Annotated in this window: 14 protein-coding genes; 3 read left to right on the forward strand and 11 right to left on the reverse strand. The window is 26.5% G+C overall.

Going from position 1 to position 20,952, the window contains the following annotated elements:
- Window positions 1-62: 62 nt before the first annotated feature.
- The 4 genes from AC4FRL_RS07235 to AC4FRL_RS07250 all read right to left on the reverse strand — a co-directional run bounded on the left by AC4FRL_RS07235 (window position 63) and on the right by AC4FRL_RS07250 (window position 6,168).
- Window positions 63-1,643 carry a response regulator transcription factor gene (locus AC4FRL_RS07235; RefSeq protein ID WP_491139549.1) on the reverse strand — a complete coding sequence of 527 codons (1,581 nt, stop codon included), beginning with the start codon at window positions 1,641-1,643 and terminating at the stop codon, window positions 63-65.
- Between the two features lie 13 nt (window positions 1,644-1,656).
- Complete coding sequence (locus AC4FRL_RS07240; protein ID WP_491139550.1) at window positions 1,657-3,399, reverse strand: sensor histidine kinase; 1,743 nt, start codon at window positions 3,397-3,399, stop codon at window positions 1,657-1,659.
- A 153-nt stretch (window positions 3,400-3,552) separates the two neighbouring features.
- A complete protein-coding gene (gene gnpA / locus AC4FRL_RS07245; RefSeq protein WP_491139759.1) occupies window positions 3,553-5,754 on the reverse strand; it encodes a 1,3-beta-galactosyl-N-acetylhexosamine phosphorylase in 2,202 nt (733 codons plus the stop codon).
- Between the two features lie 165 nt (window positions 5,755-5,919).
- On the reverse strand, window positions 5,920-6,168 hold the full coding sequence (locus AC4FRL_RS07250; RefSeq protein ID WP_491139551.1) for a CPF_0552 family protein: 249 nt from the start codon (window positions 6,166-6,168) through the stop codon (window positions 5,920-5,922).
- Between the two features lie 189 nt (window positions 6,169-6,357).
- Between AC4FRL_RS07250 and AC4FRL_RS07255 the strand changes: the two genes are divergently transcribed.
- Window positions 6,358-6,765 (forward strand): secondary thiamine-phosphate synthase enzyme YjbQ, encoded by a 408-nt coding sequence (locus AC4FRL_RS07255; RefSeq protein WP_491139552.1) that lies wholly within the window; start codon window positions 6,358-6,360, stop codon window positions 6,763-6,765.
- A 75-nt stretch (window positions 6,766-6,840) separates the two neighbouring features.
- On the opposite strand, the gene AC4FRL_RS07260 is transcribed toward AC4FRL_RS07255, so the two are convergent.
- A complete protein-coding gene (locus AC4FRL_RS07260) occupies window positions 6,841-7,506 on the reverse strand; it encodes a peptidoglycan recognition protein family protein (RefSeq protein ID WP_491139553.1) in 666 nt (221 codons plus the stop codon).
- Between the two features lie 213 nt (window positions 7,507-7,719).
- Here AC4FRL_RS07260 and AC4FRL_RS07265 point away from each other — a divergent pair, with 213 nt between their 5' ends.
- Window positions 7,720-9,906: a stage V sporulation protein D gene (locus AC4FRL_RS07265; RefSeq protein ID WP_491139554.1), complete on the forward strand. Its 2,187-nt coding sequence runs from the start codon at window positions 7,720-7,722 to the stop codon at window positions 9,904-9,906.
- 305 nt (window positions 9,907-10,211) lie between these two features.
- Here AC4FRL_RS07265 and treR read toward each other — a convergent pair whose 3' ends face one another.
- The 3 genes from treR to treP form a co-directional block, all read right to left on the reverse strand.
- Window positions 10,212-10,919: a trehalose operon repressor gene (treR, locus tag AC4FRL_RS07270; RefSeq protein ID WP_491139555.1), complete on the reverse strand. Its 708-nt coding sequence runs from the start codon at window positions 10,917-10,919 to the stop codon at window positions 10,212-10,214.
- 205 nt (window positions 10,920-11,124) lie between these two features.
- Window positions 11,125-12,789, reverse strand: coding sequence for an alpha,alpha-phosphotrehalase (treC, locus tag AC4FRL_RS07275; protein WP_491139556.1), 1,665 nt, complete (start codon window positions 12,787-12,789; stop codon window positions 11,125-11,127).
- A 137-nt stretch (window positions 12,790-12,926) separates the two neighbouring features.
- Window positions 12,927-14,348: a PTS system trehalose-specific EIIBC component gene (gene treP / locus AC4FRL_RS07280; protein WP_491139557.1), complete on the reverse strand. Its 1,422-nt coding sequence runs from the start codon at window positions 14,346-14,348 to the stop codon at window positions 12,927-12,929.
- An 889-nt stretch (window positions 14,349-15,237) separates the two neighbouring features.
- Here treP and AC4FRL_RS07285 point away from each other — a divergent pair.
- The gene (locus AC4FRL_RS07285) at window positions 15,238-17,691 is read left to right on the forward strand and encodes a heavy metal translocating P-type ATPase (protein ID WP_491139558.1); all 2,454 of its coding nucleotides are present in this window, start codon (window positions 15,238-15,240) and stop codon (window positions 17,689-17,691) included.
- Window positions 17,692-17,785: 94 nt separating this feature from the next.
- On the opposite strand, the gene speB is transcribed toward AC4FRL_RS07285, so the two are convergent.
- Genes speB through AC4FRL_RS07300 form a run of 3 tightly spaced genes read right to left on the reverse strand, consistent with a single transcriptional unit; the run spans window position 17,786 to window position 20,949 of the window.
- On the reverse strand, window positions 17,786-18,643 hold the full coding sequence (gene speB, locus AC4FRL_RS07290; protein ID WP_491139559.1) for an agmatinase: 858 nt from the start codon (window positions 18,641-18,643) through the stop codon (window positions 17,786-17,788).
- Window positions 18,630-19,481 carry a polyamine aminopropyltransferase gene (gene speE, locus AC4FRL_RS07295; RefSeq protein ID WP_491139560.1) on the reverse strand — a complete coding sequence of 284 codons (852 nt, stop codon included), beginning with the start codon at window positions 19,479-19,481 and terminating at the stop codon, window positions 18,630-18,632. The genes speB and speE overlap by 14 nt, the downstream gene beginning before the upstream one ends.
- A gap of 13 nt (window positions 19,482-19,494) precedes the next feature.
- Window positions 19,495-20,949: an aminotransferase class I/II-fold pyridoxal phosphate-dependent enzyme gene (locus AC4FRL_RS07300; protein ID WP_491139561.1), complete on the reverse strand. Its 1,455-nt coding sequence runs from the start codon at window positions 20,947-20,949 to the stop codon at window positions 19,495-19,497.
- Between the last annotated feature and the right edge of the window lie 3 nt (window positions 20,950-20,952).

A 20,952-nucleotide genomic window follows, 5' to 3' on the forward strand; every position in this document is an offset into this window, starting at 1 on the left:
TTTTTAAAATACAACTTTTTTACCTAAACATGTACTTTTTTTACTTATATATTTTTTTAATACTATTTTTTTATACTTTCTTTTTTATATTTTGAAGGACTTACTCCATAAAACTTTTTAAATACCCTATTAAAATAAAACTGATCTGTCATTCCAACCCTAATTGCAACTTCTTTTACTAAAAGGTCTGAATTTTTTAAAAGTTCCTTAGCCTTTTTCATCTTAAGCTCATTTATAAAATACATTAAGTTTTTACCTGTTTCATTTTTAAAAACTCTACTTAAATAACTTTCATTTAGATTAACAGCCTTAGATACCATTACTAAGGTAATTCTTTTATGAATATTTTTCTCAACAAAATTTATAATTTCATTTACTTCCTTTTTATAAAGTATTTCCTTATTCTTTATATATCTATTATTAATATACTCTATTAAATTAGATGAATTTTTTATTAAATCCTCTAAAGAATTACTTTTTAAAAGTTTATATTTTAACTCTTTGCCCTCTTTATCTTCTTCATTTACATATTCATTATTTTCAATCAGTTCACACATAAAACTAACATCTTTTATTAAGTTTTTTGGATTAACCTTTAAAATACCACATCTTCTTGAAAATTCTTCTATTAAAGCTTTATTTGCATCTATATATCCTAAATCTATATTTTCCAAAATAATATCATTTACCTCTTTTTTAAGCTTTATTGAATCTCCAAAACCTACAAAATCCTCTAAAGAACATATATAACTATTTTTTTCATAAAACTTTAAGCTTATTATTTCTTGAACCTTTTTATATTTATGCTTAAAATCTTGTAAGTTTTCTATAGAATTAATAATAATAAAACTACAATTAATATTTAAATAAAGAGCAATTAACCTTTTTATGTGAAAAATCTTTTCCTCTAAGTCTTTTAAATTCATTTTACATAAAAATATATATTTATGATTATTTATAGGAATAAAATACATATTTACTCTTACAAATTCCTCTTTAATTATGTTTTCTATAGTTGTTGTTAATTTATTTTTATCTTTTATTTTTTCTTCATATATATTCTTATAATTATCAATATATATACAAGCTCCAACAATAGAATCAAAGTTTTCATTTAAAATATGTTTTTTAGATAATTCATAATAAAAATCCTCATAGGATATTTCATCTCTTAAAAATTCTCTAACAATAGCCATCTCTGCTATTTTTTTAGTTTTATAATACTGTTTTCTAAGTTTTAAATTTTCTATTTTTTCTATATCTACTTTTTCTAAGTTTTCTTTAAACTTGTCAACAATTTCTTCTAACTCTCTAGGTTTTAAGGTTACTTTTATTAAGTAATCATCAGCGCCCTTTTTCATAGCTTCTCTAACTAATTCATACTCACCATGATTGCTAAGAACAAGTATTTTTCCTTTAAAATTATTTTCTTTTAACCTTTCTATTAATTCTATACCATTTAATCCCTTCATCTTTAAATCAGTTATAACAAGATCAGCTCCTAGGTTTTCAATACTTTTAAGGGCTTCTAATCCATCTTTAGCTAAAGAAATAATTTTAAATCCATGGCTTTCCCAATCTATTATATTTTGCATAGCTATTCTCACTATTTTTTCATCATCAACAATAATAACCTTAAACATTAAACACACCCCCTCATATTCTTTTAGGAATAACTATATAAACTATTGTTCCTTTATTAATTTCACTTTTAATATTAGCGCCATAATCTGCTCCAAAGGTTAATTTTATTCTTTCATCAACATTATTAAATCCTATTCCTGAAAGTTTATTACTTTTATTATCACTTTCATAATCAAAACCCTTTCCATTATCTATAACAGTAATTAAAATATTTTCTTCTAATGAAACTATTTTAATAATAATTTCTTGATTGTTTTTCTCATCATCAATACCATGAATTATAGAATTTTCTATTATAGGCTGTAAAAGAAATTTTATAATTTTATTTTCTAATAGATTATCTTCTATTTCATACTTAACATCAAAAGAATCCCCATATCTTATTTTTTGTATAATTATATAATTCTTTATATTTTCAATTTCTTTTCTAATACTTATAAGTTCATTTTTATCTATTATTGTATTTCTTAATAACTCAGCTAAAGAACTAAGCCCTTCACTTACTGTATAATCTTGATTCATAATAGCTGTCCACTTTAAAGAATTTAAAGTATTAAAAAGAAAATGAGGATTTATTTGTGCTTGTAACATTCTAATTTCTAAATCTCTTTTTTCTACTTCTTGAAGCTTTGATTTTTCTATCAAATCATTTATTTTAATTAACATAGAATCAAAATTATCTGATATAATTCCTATTTCATCATTGTAATTATCATTTACTAAAGCCTTTAAATCTCCATTACATACAATTTTCATCCTATCTAGCAACTTATATAAAGGAACCTTTATACTTGCATATAATAAATAAGAAAATATTAGTATTACTAAAAGAAAAATTAATCCTATTAAACTCATTTCTTTTCTCAAACTACTAATATCTGAATTTATAAAGTCATAAGGAATCATAGAAATTATAGTCCAATTAAACCCTTTAAGCTTTTTATATATAGCTATATATTCTTTATCACCTAAAATTACACTATTTATTATTCCTTCATTATTTTCTATTTCAAAATTAAGACTTTCCTTTATAAATTTTTCATCTATCAAAGTATTTTCTGAAATTATTAAATTATAATTATCATCTAAAATAAAGATTTCTTCTCCTTCATCTAAATTAAAAAGAGAAAAAGATGATGAAAAAACTTCATCTTTTAAAGCTATAAAAATGTATCCAACTAAAGAATCCTCATTTCGAATTGGAGTTACTGTGCATATATGCTTTTTATTATTTAAAAAAGTATAAAACCAACTTATTCCCTTCTTAGCATATTCCGAATATCTTTTAACATCATCAATTTTAAAATATTTAAATCCTTGCATATAAGCTATATCGAAATCCTTAGAAACTATTTCTATTTCTGCTATATCAGCTAAAAGAGATAAATTATTTAATAAATAATTTTCAATATAAATATAAAAATTTTCTTTTTCTTTTGAACCTAAAAACTTATAATTTATTAGAGTATTTATTATATTTTCTTCCATAGCCATTTCAATAGAAGCTTGTTCAATATTTTTTTTACTTTTGTAAATATCTTCAGTCATAATAGATAACATTGTCTTAGAATAATCAATAGCATTACTTTTTAAAGCCTTTGTTGACTTAGCATATAAAATTATTCCTAATATACTACTACATAGTATTATCCCTATTGAAATAGATGCTATAAGTCTATTTTTAATTGAAATATTTCTTAAGAAATTAGGGAATTTTTCTAAAAACCTATTTATAGATTTTTTTATTTTTCTCACCTCTTAAAAATTTCTTTAAGTCTTTTTAATATTTTATCATATTTGTAATTTATTGTAATTATTCGAAATTCCATATTTTTTTAAATTAAAAGACCCTTAGCAAAATATTTTGCTAAGAGTCCTATAAATAAGGGAATTAAAGAAAAAGCTTATTTATTTTATACTTATCCATCTTATTTCCATAGGAGCTAAAATCAAAGTTTCTTTTTTAACTCCATAAATATATAAATCTGTAGTTCTTTCCTCTTGAGTATTATTTATTATAGCAATTTTCCCTACCTCTAAAAAGGCTGCACATTCAGTATCAATATTACTTACATAAAAATCTTTCATTTTATTTTCCTTACTAGAAACCCAATAAAGTGCTCTTAGTAAAATTCTACAATTCTCTGGTGTATATGGAAATCCTGCAAAATAAACACTTCTACCTTTTCCATAAGTATTTATAGCACAAGTAACATCTCCTCTAAAATTATTTTTTCTACAATGATTATTACCAAAATCCATTCTTAGAACTTGATAATTCTCTCCTTTACCATATACTCCTTTCATTCCTTCTCCAAAATCAATATCTTTTTCTCCAATTTCTTCTGTTATAAAATGATATGGATTTAAAATATTATATTTCCTAGTACTTAAACTAAATCCAACCTCTTTATCAACTCCTAAAACATCAGCTAATTGGAAAAAATTATTTTCATAGTGTATTGCACTAGGTTCTCCAACCCCTATAAAACCGCCTCCATTATGAACCCACTTTCTAATAATAGAAAGTAACTTAGGATTTTTCCAATATTCTCCTCCACTCCAAGCCGTATATGCATCTCCAGTATTTATAATAACTCCAATATCCTCTGAAATTCCATTTTCTAATATATCATCAAAACTAATAAACTCAACATCTACAGGCATACCACTTAAACATTCAACTATTCCAGCATAAGAATATATCTCCTTATACCATAGTGCATGTGCTACTTGTTGAGTTTGCCAACTTCTCAATTTTCCCCAAGAATTTAAAACTGCTACTTTAAAAGGAGCAACATAAGCCTTTGTTCCCTTTATTATTTCATGGATTTCTCTAAATTCATTACATATTTTTTCAACCTGTGAAACAAACTCTGGAAACTTAGTAGCTAAACTTAAATAACCCCCATATCCAATTCTATCTAAGGGACTTCTTAAAATAGCTCTCCTTGCTTGTATCCAATTTTCTCTAGCCTCTAAAACCGGATTTCCCTTTTCATTAAATACATCTGGAAAAAAATAAGGTAAAAATCTACCTTCAGTATATTTTACTCCTTTAATATCAGATATCATCCTCATTGTTGTTCCATTTCCAACTGAACCAACTACTGCATCTAAACCTATACTTTCAAAATAATCTCCATAAGGTTCTGTTCCTATCCAATTATCCCCTAAAAACATCATGGCTTCTTTTCCATTTTCATGGCATAAATCAACTAATTCCTTAGCCATTTTTGAGACTTTCTTACATTGAAAATCTACAAAATCTTTATACTCCTTAGTAGGAACTCTAAAGGTTGAATTATAATATCCAGCATCAACTATATGTTCTGGTCTTAACTTATATCCTTTTTCCTTCTCAAATTCTTCTAATGCTAAAGGACTTACTGATGAACTATATCCAAACCAATCAACAAATTTTTCTTTAGCAACTTCATTAAAACATAAGGTGAAATGGTAAAAAAATGTAGTAAACCTAACAACATCAATATTAGGATTTTCATCAATCCATTTTTTCAATGCTTTTTTAACATGTTTTTTACTTTTTTCTTGTCTACAATCATAAGGCATTTCATGAGGTTTATCTCCCCACTTATTAGTTATATGATTATACATTTGAGTTGGGTCCCAAATCATATAAACTAAAAAATTTACTGTATATTGATGATAAGGTATAGCCTCTTCTATAGTTAATATTTCACTTTCCTTATTAAAGGTCCATTTTGAATTTGCTAAAACCTTTCCATTAGTTCTATCTATAACTTCCCACCATTTTTTTTCATCATGAAGCTTATCTATTTCAAATTGTTCCTTATAATATCCACTTAAAATATCTATTTTAACTCTTTCAGATAAGGCAGTAACAGGTTCTGACATTAAATAAAGTTGTTGTAATTCATCTCTATTATCTTTAGCCCATTCTTGATCACTTCTAACAGTTAAGTATGTAGAATATAACTTAACTCCTAAATCGACAATATCTTTAGACAATTTAGTCCCATCACAATCTCTAATAGCATCTGCGCCCCACTTATCTATTATATTTTTTATTTCTTCTTTCATATTAGAATCTGTTGGTATTGTAACTCTACCCTTTAAAGTCATAATAAAATTTCCTCCATTAAAAATAAATATAATTACCCCTAATTTATAAAATAATATTATCACTTACTAATATTATATTAAATGTAATTTATTTACTTTATAATCGAAAATTTTGATATTTTTATAAAAAAACCATACTCCCTAAAAGAAGTATGGTTTTAAAAATTTTTATAGATTTAATAACTTAGCTGTAACATCTTCTAAAGAATTAAGTTCTTCATCTAATTTTTTTATTTCATCTATAGCACTTGGTGTAAGATTTAAAAGAATTAATCCTGAGGTTGAGCAGGTATTTTCAGTAGCTTCATGCAATCCTATTCTAGTATGTATTATACATCCATATTTAGTTAATATCTCTTGAACCTTAGGTGCTACTACTGTTCTAGGTGATATTTTAATAGCCATAATAGTATACATTGTAAATCCTCCCTAAAAATATAATATTATAAAATATATTTTAACATATATTAGCACTTTATTCTTAAACAATATATAGTTATTATTTACAAAAAATAATAACTATATTCATAATAATAAAAATAACCTTTAATATAAATTTATTATATAATTAATTATGTAAATAATAATTTTTAAAGAGGTGTCTTTATGAATAATTTTTTCGAACATAAAATAGAAACATTAAACTCTCAAAGTATGCTTAAAATAACATCTTATATAATAGATGATATAAAAAAAAGCAATATCCTAAATGGAATAGTATTAGTTTACTGTCCTCATACTACTGCTGGTATAACAATAAATGAAAATGCAGACCCTGATGTTGTCAAAGATTTAATTTATGGTTTTGAAAGAGTATATCCAACTAGAGACCATGAATATAGTCATTTTGAAGGAAACTCCCATGCCCATCTTAAAAGTTCCACAATAGGAGCTTCTAAAAGTTTAATAATTAACAAGGGAAGTTTAATATTAGGTAAATGGCAGGATATATATTTTTGTGATTTTGATGGTCCTAGAAATAGAACTTTTTATGTGAAAATTATAGAAGGCTAAAAGAAATAAAATTTTTAAAGTTAAGAAAGTAATGAAAATTTACTACTTTCTTAACTTTAAAAATAAAATAAATTTTTAAAAATTTTTTATTTTATTTATAATTCCTTGTTTAATTGTATCTATTGGAAACAAACTTCCTGGGCACAAAGTATCAACAACATCTCTATGCATAATCACATCTTTTATTGGATATTTTAAACTTAAATATGCTCCTAAATTTATTAAGGATTTTTTTTGTTTCTCCTTTAATCCGTCCTTTTCAAAATTTCCTTCTACACAAATTCCTAAGGTATTATAATTAGCTCCCTTTGCATGAGCCCCTATAACATTTTCTTCTCTTCCTTTATAAATTGTACCATCTTCTTTTATATAAAAATGATATCCTATGCCACTCCATCCTTTTTCTAGATGTATTTTATGAATTTCCTCTGGACTCTTTGATACTTCTGTTGCAGAATGATGAATTACTATCTTCTTAGGATTATTTCCCTTTTTAAGACCAATTCCCCAAGTATAATTTGCCTCTTTTATGTTTAAATTCTCTTTAATATTTTCTATTTGTCTACTTGAAATATTTTTATTATAAATTCCTCTATAGCTTTCTTCTTTTATAAAACTAGACATAATAAAGTAAATTATTAATAAAATAAAAATTAAAATTCCTAATAAACAAATTAATCTTCTTAAAAAAAATTTCTTTCTATTTCTAAAATTATTATTTTCTATTTTTTTTCTCTCCAAATACTCACCCCTCAGACAAACTTCATAAATAAACCTTATATGTAAATAATATACAATTATCTTCTTAATATCTATATAGTAATATATTTTTTTAATATAAATTTCTTAATTCCTTTAAAAAATTTTATAGAAAGCTTTTTTCAAAAATTTATAATTAAATTCTTAATATCCTAATATTATGTATAGATAAGTTTTTTAAAGGAGGTATATATATTGAAGAAATCCTATAGAGATATGGCAATAATAAGAAAAAGACTTTCTTTTGTCCTTGCTTTTATAATAATTCTATGTATTCTTTTAAGCATTAGACTATCTTATATAATGATAATAAAAGGTCCTGAATATTCTAATCTAGCTGTAGAACAATGGACAAATGAAGTTAAAATATCTGCAAGAAGAGGGAAAATATTAGATAGAGATTTAAAAGAACTTGCTATTAGTTCAAATCTTTATAGAATAGATTTAAACTTAAATGCAATTAGAGCTTACACAAAAAAAACTGGAAAAACTAATGAGGATTTATCCTTAGAAATATCTAAAATTCTTGATATAGAAAAAGAAAAAGTTTTAAAAAAACTAGAATTCAAACTTCCTTCTGGAGCCCCTGCTGGTAGTGCTATATTAGTTAGAAGAATTGAAAAAGAAAAAGCTGATAAAATTAAGGATTTGAATATTCCTGGAGTTATGGTCTCTCCAGATACTCAAAGATATTACCCTAAAAATAATTTTCTATCTCATGTTCTTGGTACTACTAATTCAGATGGTGTAGGCTTAAATGGTATTGAACTAAAATACGATAAAGTTTTATCAGGAACTCCAGGATTAAAGATAACTGAAATGGTTAAAGATGGTGCAGAATATCCTTACACAATATCTAAATTTACAACTCCTGTAGATGGTAAAGATGTAGTCTTAACAATTGATGAAAAACTTCAATATTTCGCAGAACAAATTGCTGATATAGGCTTAAAGAATCATAATGCTGATGCTTCCTCTGTAATAATAATGAATCCAAATAATGGCGAAATCTTAGCAATGGCAAATAAACCTGATTTTAATCCAAATAAACCTTATGATGGTGCAGAAAACTTTACTGGAAATACTTCCTCAGATAGAATACAAAAAATGTGGAGAAATAGGGCTGTATCAGACTCCTTTGAACCAGGTTCAATTTTTAAGATAATAACTGCTTCTGCTGCAGTTGAAGAAGGATTAGCTGGAAAAGATGAAACTTACACTTGTAATGGTGGACTTCAAAAGGGAGATAGATTTATTAAGTGTTGGAAAAGGGGAGGACATGGAACTCAAAATTTTGAAGAAATAATACAAAACTCTTGTAATGTTGGCTTTATGAATCTTGGAGAAAAGTTAGGTGCTGAAAAATTAAATGAATATATAAAAAAATTTGGTCTTGGCAAAAAATCTGGTGTTGATTTACCAGGAGAAGCTCCTGGAATAATCAAAAAAACTGAAAATATAACAGAAATGGATTTAGCAACTATATCATTTGGACAAACTAATACTGTTAACCCAATTCAATTTATGACTGCTGTAAATGCTGTTGCAAATGGCGGAACCTTAATTCAACCTCATCTAGTTAAAGAAATAAGTCATATAGATAAAAATAATAATAGAATTATAGATGAAAAATTTAATGCAAATAAAAAGGAAAATTTAATAAGTAAAGAAACTTCTAAATATATAAGGTCAGTTTTAGAAAATGCTGTTAAAAATGGCTCTGCTAAAGGTGCTTATAAAGAAGGCTTTGGTGTAGCTGGGAAAACTGGTACTGCCCAAAAAGTTAATCCAGAAACTGGTGGATATGGCGGTGGATATGTTGCCTCCTTTGTAGGTTTTGCTCCTTATGATAATCCACAAATCTCAGTTATGGTAGCTGTTGATAACCCTAAAAATGGTGAATACTATGGTGGAAGAGTTGCTGCTCCTTTAGCTGGAATGTTATTTGAAAATATATTTAATTATATAGACTTAAGTGAATTTAATTTAGAAGAAAATCTTAATAAAAAAGAGAATACTATAATACCAGAGATTAGAGGCTTACCCTTAGAAGACTCTGTAAATATGTTAAAAACACTAGGTATTGACTACGAAATTGAAGGAGATGGAAATTTTGTAGTCGAAAGTACACCAAGTCCTGGATATAAAATATCTAAAGATTCAAAAATAACTTTAATAACTGGAAATAGCTCAAATTTAAATACTGATGTTATTGTTCCTGATTTTAAAAATATTGATAAATCCTCTGCTGAAAAATTATTAAATCAAATAGGACTTTTAGGAGAATTTGTTGGAGAAGGTCCTAATGTAATTAATCAAAGTATTACTAAGGATGAAGTTGTTCCTGGTAATTCTAAAATCACTTTAACTTTAGGATATTAAAAATTTAACAATGTAAAAGGTATACATTCCTTATTTAATTAAATAATAATAATATAAATATACTTAATTAAAAAAATTGCTTAATTTTATTAAAATTATTTAATTTCATTTATTTGACATTAATATAAAAAAGTTTTATAAATATTTTGTAAGAATTATTAATTTTTTAAAGTTGTTTAATACTAAAGTGGCTTTCCTAAATTAGCCTTTACTACATCAAAACTTTTTCCGTTGCTATTTTAGGTATTAAACATTAATAGAAAGCATCTTTAAAAAAGATGCTTTCTCTCTTTTAATAAAACCTTTTATCTCCTTGCAAAATCTACAAATTTAAATTTATCTGGTCTATGTCTAGATTCTGTATATTGAAAAAGCTTTCTTCCTTCTAAATAAGTATAACTTTTTACAACAACAACCATATCATAACCTCTTAAATCTAAAAGGTCCTTATCCTCTTCTGTAGATTTTTGTACTGTTATTTCTTTTTCAGCATAAGCTATTTTAAGTCCTAACTCTCCTTCTATATAACTATATAAAGAATCTTCACAAATTTCTTCTGTAAGTCTTGGAACAAACTTTGAATTTATATAATCCTTATCTAAAATTATATTTTCTCCATCTATATTCCTAACTCTAACTATATTCCATATATATTTATTAGGAGAAACTTCTAACTTTTTCATAATACGGTCATTAGGACTTTTTAAGCTTAATTCTTTTAATATAGTTTTACATTCTTTCCCTAAACTATTTTCAATTTCTTTAAAACTTTTTATCCCAGAAACAGGGAAATTAAATTTATTAATATCAAGGACAAAGGAACCTTTTCCTTTAGATTTCTCTATATATCCATTTCTTTCTAATAAATTTAAAGATTTTCTTACAGTATCTCTCGAAACTTTATACTCCTCCATAAGTTGTGCTTCTGAAGGCAACTTCTTATTAGTTTCAAAAATTCCATTATCTATTTTTTCAACAATATTATTATATATTTTTAAATACTTACTAGACATTTATATAACTCTCCTAAACATAAATTCTTAAAATATTTCACTTTAAAGTTTTATAAAACAAAAATACTATTAATAAATATAGCTATTAATAGTCAAGTATATTTTAACATAATAATAAGTTTTAATGGTAATTGAAAAAATAAAGAAGTTACATTTAAAATATTTATGCAACTTCTTTAAAATATTAATAAAAAGCTATATTATTTTAATTTAATTTATAAACTATAGATTCATAAGGTCTTAAATTTAGATTAAATAAATCTAAACTACTATCATCATAATTAGATATTAAAATACTTTTATTATAATTTTCTAAGTTTTTAACCTCCCTTGATAAATCTACTAAATAATTTTCCCCATAAAAATTATTTATAATTATTAATTTCTCCCCCTTATAATTTCTCTCATATGCATATATTTTAGAATCATTTTTAAATAAAATATTGTAATCACCATAAGCTATTATATCTTCATTTTTTCTTAATTCTACAAGTTTTTTATAATGATAAAAGATAGAATTTTTATCTTCTAAAGCTTTTTTAACATTTATATCTTTATAATTTTTAGAAATACTTATCCAAGGAGTTCCTTTAGTAAATCCAGCATTTTCTTCATCATTCCATTGAATAGGAGTTCTTGAATTATCTCTTGATTTACTTTTTAAAATTTTCATTATCTCCTCTTCTTTAATTCCTTCTTCCTTTAAAATATTAAAATAATTTATAGATTCTACATCTTTGTAATCTTCTATATCCTCAAAGTTTGGATTTGTCATTCCAATTTCCTCACCTTGATATATATAAGGAGTTCCACACATCATATGTATTGATGTGCCTAACATCTTTGAAGACTCAGTAAAATATTTATCTACATCTCCAAATCTAGAATTAACTCTTGGTTGGTCATGATTACACCAAAAAAGTGCATTCCATCCTTCTCCCTCAATCATCCCTCTTTGCCATTTTTCAAATAAATCTTTTAATTTAATAAAATCAAAATCCATTAAAGACCATTTTTGACCCTCCTTATAATCAACCTTTAAATGATGAAAATTAAATACCATGGAAAGTTCTTTTTCTTTAGGATTAGAATACTTTATACAATTTTCTATGCTTGTTGAGGACATTTCTCCAACAGTTACTATATCTACATCCTTTCCAAAAGTTCTTTCATTAAGCTCCTTTAAATACTTATGTATTTTATGACCATCAGTATAAAATCTTCTTCCATCTCCTTCATAATCATCTTCAAAATTCTCAGGCTTAGAAATAAGATTTATAACATCTAACCTAAATCCCTTAACCCCCTTGTCAATCCAAAAATTCACCACTTTATATATTTCTTCTCTAAGCTCTTTATTTTCCCAATTTAAATCAGCTTGAGAAACATCAAATAAATGTAAATAATACTCACCTAATTCTTCAACATATTCCCAAGCACTACCTCCAAATTTTGAAATCCAATTTGTTGGTGCTTTTCCTTTTTTACCTTCTTTAAAAATATAATAATTTTTATATCTCTCATCACCCTCTAAAGCTTTCTTAAACCATTTATGCTCTGTTGAAGTATGATTAAATACCATATCAAGCATAATATCTATCCCTCTTTTTTTTGCTTCCTTAACAAGAGTTTCAAAATCTTCCATTGTTCCATAATTTGAATCAATTTTATAATAATCTTCTATATCATAACCATTATCCTTTTGAGGTGATACATAAAATGGTGTCATCCAAATATAATCAACTCCTAAGGTCTTAATATAGTCTAACTTTTCAATTATTCCTTTCAAATCTCCAATACCATCTCCATTTGAATCATTAAATGATTTTGGATATATCTGATAAACAACACTCTTTTTAAAATCTTTCATAATTAACACCTCGCGAAACTTATATAAATTTTTGAACTTTAATACTTCTTTATAAACCTTACAAAAATTCAAAAAATATAATAAAATGAAATTTACATATTATAAGTAAAAGGTGGAGTATTTCTCCACCTTACTATCTATTTTGATGCCATTTTAGCTAACTTTGTCTTTGAGAATACTATAGTTAATATAAATGGTACGATTATTGCAATTCCCATAGCAACTAAGTACATTAACATACTAGATGATTGCATTGATAAAATTGCTGGTAAGCCACCAACTCCTACTGAGTTTGCCATACATCCCATAGCCATTGAAAACATTCCTGCTACTCCTGAACCAATCATTGCAGCTATAAATGGATATAAATATTTTAAGTTAACTCCAAACATTGCAGGTTCAGTTACACCTAGATATCCTGAAATACATGCAGGTATTGATATTTGTTTTTCTTCTTCATTTTTTCTATTTACATATATCATAGCTAAAACAGCTGATGCTTGAGCTATATTAGATAATGCTATTATAGGCCATATAAATGTTCCACCAATATCACCTATAAGTTGTAAATCAACTGGTAATAAAGTATGATGTAATCCAGTTATAACTAAAGGTGCATAAATCATTCCAAAGATACCTGCAAATAACCATCCAAAAGATGAAGTTAATCCAGCTACTATTATTCCTGATACAATGCTACCTATTTTCCAACCTATTGGTCCTAAAACTGTATGAGCTAATAATACTGTTGGTATTACTGAGAAAAATGGTACTATTATCATTTGTATAGGGCCTGGTGTAATCTTCTTAAAGAATCTTTCTAAATATACAAAGGTAAATCCTACTAATATTGCAGGTAAAACTTGTGCTTGATATCCTATCATAGGAACTTGTGCAAATCCAAAGTCCCAAACTGGAGCTACAGCACCACTACCAGCATTATATGCATTTAATAATTGAGGAGATACTAGTGTTATACCAATTACTATACCTAACATTTGGTCGGCACCCATTTTCTTTGCTATTGACCAAACAACACCTACTGGTAAGAAGTGGAATATAGCTTCTCCTATTAACCATAAGAAACTATGAGTTCCAGCCCAAAATTGTGATATTTCAACTAAAGATTTAGTCCCATCTTCAAATAATTTCATATCACCTATTACATTACGGAAGCCTAATATAAGACCTCCAACTATAATAGCAGGTATTAAAGGAGCAAATATTTCAGCTAATCCAGCTACAGCCCTCTGAACTATATTCATATTTTTCTTAGCAGCCTTTTTAACCTCTTCTTTACTTTCTCCAGATACTCCTGTTTCTCCAATAAAATCTTTATAAAAAGTTGCAACTTCAGGTCCAATTATAACTTGAAACTGTCCAGCTTGAGTAAATGTTCCTTTTACACAAGGAATAGACTTTATTTTTTCAACATCAGCTTTACTTGTATCATTTAAAACAAATCTCATCCTTGTAGCACAGTGAGTAACTGCAGCTACATTTTCTTTTCCGCCTATGTACTTTGTTAGTAACTTTGCATCATTTTCAAACTTACTCATCTTCTTCCCTCCACAACTTGTACGTATATCTTATGGGTTTATACTAACATATACGTATATGTTGTGTCAACCTTTTCATTAATCCTTTTCAAAATTTTATTTTTATATGTAAAAAATAAAAAACACTATTTTAAAAATAGTGTTTAAATTTATTTCTCTTTTGCTCTATTTATTATTTTTCTTATGTCCTTACTACTTTTCTTCTTATTGCTTTTACTTTTACTAAATTCATTACATATATTGAATATTAACAAAGTATTCCCCCCTTACTTTTAAAATATGACTTAATGTAAACCATTTAAATTATAGCCATATTTTCAAATTATATATCAAATATTATTTTCTTAATTATAAATTTTAATATTAATTTCTCTTTTTCTTAGAGTTAACAATTAAAGTAAAACATTATAAATTAAAAAACAAAAATTAAACATTGTTTTAAAGCTTAAATATTTGATATATATTTTTATTTTTTTATTGGATTTATTAAGAATATTTAGATATATTTTTATACTATTTTTAGTTAAAAGATTTGATATTAATTGCCTATTGAAATGAAAAATTTTTAGAAGAAAATTTCTTAACTTATTTTATTGTTAGTTTTTTTATCTTCTATAGATTCTAAATTTAAAAATATTACCATACTTTATGAATACAAAAATTTATTCTTAGTTTATAAAATTCAATAACCTACTTTTATATATTGAATATTAAGTATAACATATAAAAAATATAAAAGCAAAATTCCTAACAATATTTAATCTTATATTATTGACAAAGTAAAAGTGAAAGAGTATATTTTAATAAAAATTCTCATTAGAGAATAAATTTTATAAGGAGGAAAACTGTAATTTCTTTATATTTAAAAGAAGTTCAGCCTGTTAATTTTATGATAAATAAAACTGTTAAAATAAATGGTATGAGTTGCGCCTCATGTGCCTCTAGAATTGAAAAAGTTTTAGGCAAATTACAAGGAGTATCTAAAGCTAATGTTAATTTAGCAACAGAAAAACTTAGCATAGAATTTGATGAAAATAAAATATCATTTAATGAAATAGAAGAAAAAATAAATAAACTAGGTTTCTCAGTAATTAGAGATTTAAAAGAAACCTCATTAAATATTTATGGAATGAGTTGTGCTTCCTGTGCTGCTAGAATTGAAAAAGTTTTAGGCAAATTACAAGGAGTATCTAAAGCTAATGTTAATTTAGCTAATGAAAGTCTTAAAATAGAATATGATAAAGACGAGATTTCATTAGAAGAAATTAAAGCAAAAATAAAAAAATTAGGTTTTGATGTAAAGGAAAATAGTAAATTAATATCCTCTATTGAAGAAAAAGATAATGACAAATTAAAAGAAAATAAAAAAATGAAAACTAGACTTATAGGTTCATTAATATTTGCTATTCCTTTACTTATAATATCTATGGGACATATGCTTGGCCTTCACTTACCATCTATAATAAACCCTACAGAAAACCCCTTAAATTTCGCACTTATACAGCTAATTCTTACAACACTTATAATTTTTATATGTAAAGACTTTTTCATACATGGCTTTAAAAACTTATTTATGAGAAGTCCTAATATGGATTCCTTAATAGCAATTGGCTCTAGTGCTGCATATATTTATAGTTTATTTGCTGTATATAAAATTTATTTAGGAAACTCTTCCTATGCTATGCAGTTATATTTTGAATCTGCTGGAACAATACTTACCTTAATAAGCTTAGGTAAATATTTAGAAACTCTAACTAAAGGAAAAACTTCTGAAGCAATAAAAAAACTTATGAATTTAGCACCTAAAACAGCTACAATAATTGTAAATGAAAAAGAATGTGTTATACCTATTGAAGATGTTAAAGTATCTGACTTAATACTTGTTAAACCTGGTGAAAAACTACCTGTTGATGGAAAAATTATAGAAGGCTATACCTCTATTGATGAAAGTATGCTAACTGGAGAAAGTATTCCTGTTGAAAAAAATATAGGAGATAATGTCTTTGGTGCTAGTATAAACAAAAATGGAAGAATAATTTATAAAGCCACAAAGGTAGGAAAAGATACTGTAATTTCACAAATAATAAAATTAGTTGAAGATGCTCAAAGCTCAAAAGCTCCAATTGCTAAATTAGCTGATACTATTTCTGGATATTTTGTTCCTATTGTAATAATTTTAGCAATACTATCAAGCTTAGCTTGGTATTTTTCTGGAGAAAGCAAGACATTTGCCCTTACAATATTTATTTCAGTTCTTGTAATAGCTTGTCCATGTGCTTTAGGCTTAGCAACCCCAACAGCTATTATGGTAGGCACAGGTAAAGGTGCTGAAAATGGAATACTTATCAAAAGTGGAGATGCTTTAGAAAGCACTCAAAATTTAAATACCATTGTATTTGATAAAACTGGTACAATAACTTCAGGAAAACCAAAAGTTACAGATATAATTTGTGAAAATATAGAAGAAAATAAATTTATATCCTTAGTAGCCTCTGCTGAAAAATTTTCAGAACATCCTCTTGGAGAAGCCATTGTTAAATATGCTGAAGAAAATAATATAGAATTAATGTCTGTTAAAAACTTTGAAGCAATTCCTGGCAAAGGCATAAAATGTAATATAGAAAATAATTCAATTTTATTAGGTAATCAAAAACTAATGGAAGATAAAAATATAAATTTAAAAACTTTATTAAAGAAAGCCAAATATTTATCTTCAGAGGGAAAGACACCTATGTTTATAGCTATTAATAATGAACTATCTGGTATAATAGCCGTTGCAGATATAGTTAAGGACACAAGTAAAAAAGCTATAGAAACCTTAAAAAACATGGGACTTGAAGTAGTTATGCTAACTGGCGATAATAAAAATACTGCAAAAGCTATTGCAAAAGAGGTTGGCATAGATAGAGTTATTTCTGAAGTTCTTCCTCAAGAAAAGGCTGAAAAGATTAAACTTCTTCAAAAAGAAGGTAAAAAAGTTTGTATGGTTGGAGACGGAATAAATGATGCTCCTTCTTTAGCTACCTCTGATATTGGAATGGCTATAGGTTCTGGTACTGACATAGCTATTGAATCAGCTGATATAGTATTAATGAATGGAGATATACTAAATGTTGTCTGTGCTATTCAACTAAGCAAAGCTACAATGAAAAACATAAAAGAAAATCTATTTTGGGCCTTTGGATATAATATCTTAGGTATTCCAATTGCTATGGGTATTCTTCATATATTTGGTGGGCCACTTCTTAACCCAATGATAGGTGCTTTTGCCATGAGTCTTAGCTCTATTTCAGTACTATTAAATGCTTTAAGACTAAAAAATTTCAAACCAAAATATAGATAAAACTTAAATATATTTTAAAATAAAAAACTGTATCAAAATTAAAATTTGATACAGTTCTTTATTATATTTTTTAATATTTAAATATTAAATTAAATTATTTATTATTAACAATTAAAAGCATTTCTCTTAATATTTTACAAGCTACAGCAGTAGATGCTCCAGTTTGGTCATACTGTGGTGATAATTCATTAATATCAAATCCAACTATATTTAGCCCTCTAAGCTTTAAAATTGAATTTAAAAGTTCATTAAACTGAATTCCTCCTGGTTCTGGTGTCCCTGTTCCTGGGAAAACAGAAGGGTCTAAAACATCTAAATCAATTGTTACATAAAGAGGTTTGTCCTTAACTTTTTCAATTGCATAATCTAAATTACTACAATTGAATTTATTTATATAAACATGTTCCTTTGCCCATAAAAATTCTTCTTTTTCTCCAGAACGTATTCCAAATTGAAATATCTTGTTATCTCCAACTAAATCCCAAACTCTGTGCATAACTGTAGCATGAGATAATACTTGTCCTAAGTAATCTTCTCTTAAATCTGCATGAGCATCAAAATGAATTACATGAACATCAGGATATTTTTTAAAAACTCCTCTAAAAGCACCTAACGTTACTAAATGCTCTCCTCCAATCATAGCTGGTATTTTACCATCTTCAACAATTCTAGTTGAATAATCTTCTATTAAAGCTAATGCTCCTTCTGAATTTCCAAAGGGTAATTCTATTTCTCCTCCATCAAAAATATTAAAATCATAAAGATCTAAATCTTGATAAGGACTATAACTTTCTAGTCCCCAGGATTCCCCTCTCATCACTTGACTTGCAAACCTTGTTCCTGGTCTAAAAGAAGTTGTTGAATCAAAGGGTGCTCCAAAAACAACTATACTTGATTCATCATATTCAGATTCACAACCAATAAATGTGCTTATATTTCTATTCATCAACATTTTCTAACATCTCCTTAACATAGTTAGGTAATGCAAAACATCCTTTGTGTAATTCAGTATTATAATATTTAGTTTTCAAACCTAAATCATTCCATTTTTCTACATCAACTTTTAAAGGGTCATATTTCTTTGATGCAAAACCAAATAGCCAATGTCCTGATGGATAAGTAGGAATATGTGCTTGGTAAACTCTGCAAACTTTAAAGCACTCTTTTATTCTTTTATGAGCCCTCTTCATTCCTCTTGCATAAGCTTCATAATATGGACTTTCATGTTGATTTACAAGTATTCCATCTTCTTTTAAGGCCTTAAAACAATTACCATAAAATTCTCTTGTAAATAAGCCTTCTCCTGGCCCAAAAGGATCTGTTGAGTCTACTATTATTAAATCATATTTATTTTCAACTGAACGTACAAATTTTAATCCATCTTCAAAAAATAAAGTTACTCTAGGATCATCAAGCTTACTAGCTGTTTGAGGTAAATATTTTCTGCAAACATCCACAACTAATTTATCAATTTCAACCATATCTATCTTTTCTATAGTTTCATATCTTGTAAGTTCCCTTACTGTTCCACCATCTCCAGCACCTATAACAAGCACATTTTTAATATTAGGATTTGTAGCCATTGGAATATGAACTATCATATCATGATAAATAAACTCATCCTTTTCTGTTACCATCATAAGTCCATCTAAAGTAAAGAATGTACCAAATTCTTCAGATTTAAAAACATCTATTCTTTGAAAATCACTTTTCCCACTATAAAGTTGTTCATCTACCTTTATTGAAAAACGAACCTTATCTGTATGCTCTTCTGTATACCATAATTCCATAATTAAAATCCTCCTAACACTCTAAAACATTTATATACTCAATCTCCATGTCCTCAGGACCTGTAACTAGACTTCCCTTTTTCTTAGAATATTCAATGTAATCTATAGTTTCTCTAGTTATAAGCTCTCCTGGTGCAAGTATTGGAATTCCTGGTGGATAGCACATTACAAATTCTCCAGAAATTAGCCCTTCACTTTCACTTAAAAGAACTCTTTTTTTACTAGCATAAAAGGCCTCTTTAGGCTTAACCTTAACTATAGGGTCTATATATTCATGGTCAAAAATATTCTTCTTATACTTTTCATTTAACCTCTTAATCTCACTTAAAGAGGATACCAACCTTTCAATGTTATACCTAGTATCACCAACAGATATTATGGCAAGTATATTGGCAACATCTCCAAGTTCAATTTGAATTCCATAATCATCTCTTAATATGTCATAAACCTCTATACCTGCAAGTCCAGTTTCTAAGGTGTTAATTGTAAGTTTAGTTACATCAAAATCATAAATGTCATCACCATTATTTATCTCTTTTGAAAAAGCATAATATCCACCAATTTTATTAATTTCTTCTCTTGCATATTCTGCTATTGAAATAACTTCTTCAAAAATTTTTTCTCCATTTAAAGCTAAATTTCTTCTAGCAATGTCTAAAGAAGATAAAAGCAAATATGATGCACTAGTAGTTTGTGTTAAATTTATTATAGTTCTTACATAATCTGGTTTTATTCTATTACACTTCATAAGCAACATTGAACTTTGAGTTAATGAGCCACCTGTTTTATGAATACTGACAGCTGCCATATCTGCACCAGCTTCCATAGCTGATATAGGAAGCCTATCATCAAAATAAAAATGTGTTCCATGGGCTTCATCTACTAATACATACATATTATTTTCATGTGCTAACTTAACTATTTCTTTTAAATTAGAACATATACCATAATATGTTGGATTATTAACAAAAATAGCCTTAGCATCCTTATTTTCTTCTATAGCTTTTTTTATATCCTTTATTGACATTCCTAAAGAAATTCCTAATCTACTATGAATACCAGGATTTATATAAATAGGTGTTACCCCTGTTACTATTAAAGAATTTATAGCAGACCTATGAACGTTTCTAGGCATTATAATTTTATCCCCATCTTTACATACACTCATTATCATAGCTTGTACTGCTGATGTTGTCCCATTTACCATAAAAAAGGCCTTATCAGCTCCAAAAGCTTCAGCTGCTAATTTCTCAGAATCTTTTATAACAGATGTAGGATGACAAAGATTATCTAAAGGCTTCATTGAGTTTACATCTACTGAAACACAATCTTCTCCTAAAAATTCCCTAAGCTCTTTATTTCCCCTTCCCTGTTTATGCCCTGGCACATCAAAAGGAACTATTCTTTGTTTTTTATACCACTTTAATGCTTCATAAATAGGAGCATCTTCTTGAGAAAGTTTTTTCATGAA

This window comes from Clostridium sp. TJA032 (assembly GCF_058310275.1).

Excerpts from the sequence above, each read along its gene's own strand:
- speE (WP_491139560.1), bottom strand. The coding sequence starts at position 19,481 with ATGGAATTATGGTATACAGAAGAGCATACAGATAAGGTTCGTTTTTCA.
- speB (WP_491139559.1), bottom strand. The coding sequence starts at position 18,643 with ATGTTGATGAATAGAAATATAAGCACATTTATTGGTTGTGAATCTGAA.
- treP (WP_491139557.1), bottom strand. The coding sequence starts at position 14,348 with ATGAGTAAGTTTGAAAATGATGCAAAGTTACTAACAAAGTACATAGGC.
- AC4FRL_RS07300 (WP_491139561.1), bottom strand. The coding sequence starts at position 20,949 with ATGAAAAAACTTTCTCAAGAAGATGCTCCTATTTATGAAGCATTAAAG.
- AC4FRL_RS07235 (WP_491139549.1), bottom strand. The coding sequence starts at position 1,643 with ATGTTTAAGGTTATTATTGTTGATGATGAAAAAATAGTGAGAATAGCT.
- AC4FRL_RS07250 (WP_491139551.1), bottom strand. The coding sequence starts at position 6,168 with ATGTATACTATTATGGCTATTAAAATATCACCTAGAACAGTAGTAGCA.
- AC4FRL_RS07285 (WP_491139558.1), top strand. The coding sequence starts at position 15,238 with ATGATAAATAAAACTGTTAAAATAAATGGTATGAGTTGCGCCTCATGT.
- AC4FRL_RS07255 (WP_491139552.1), top strand. The coding sequence starts at position 6,358 with ATGAATAATTTTTTCGAACATAAAATAGAAACATTAAACTCTCAAAGT.
- treC (WP_491139556.1), bottom strand. The coding sequence starts at position 12,789 with ATGAAAGATTTTAAAAAGAGTGTTGTTTATCAGATATATCCAAAATCA.
- treR (WP_491139555.1), bottom strand. The coding sequence starts at position 10,919 with ATGTCTAGTAAGTATTTAAAAATATATAATAATATTGTTGAAAAAATA.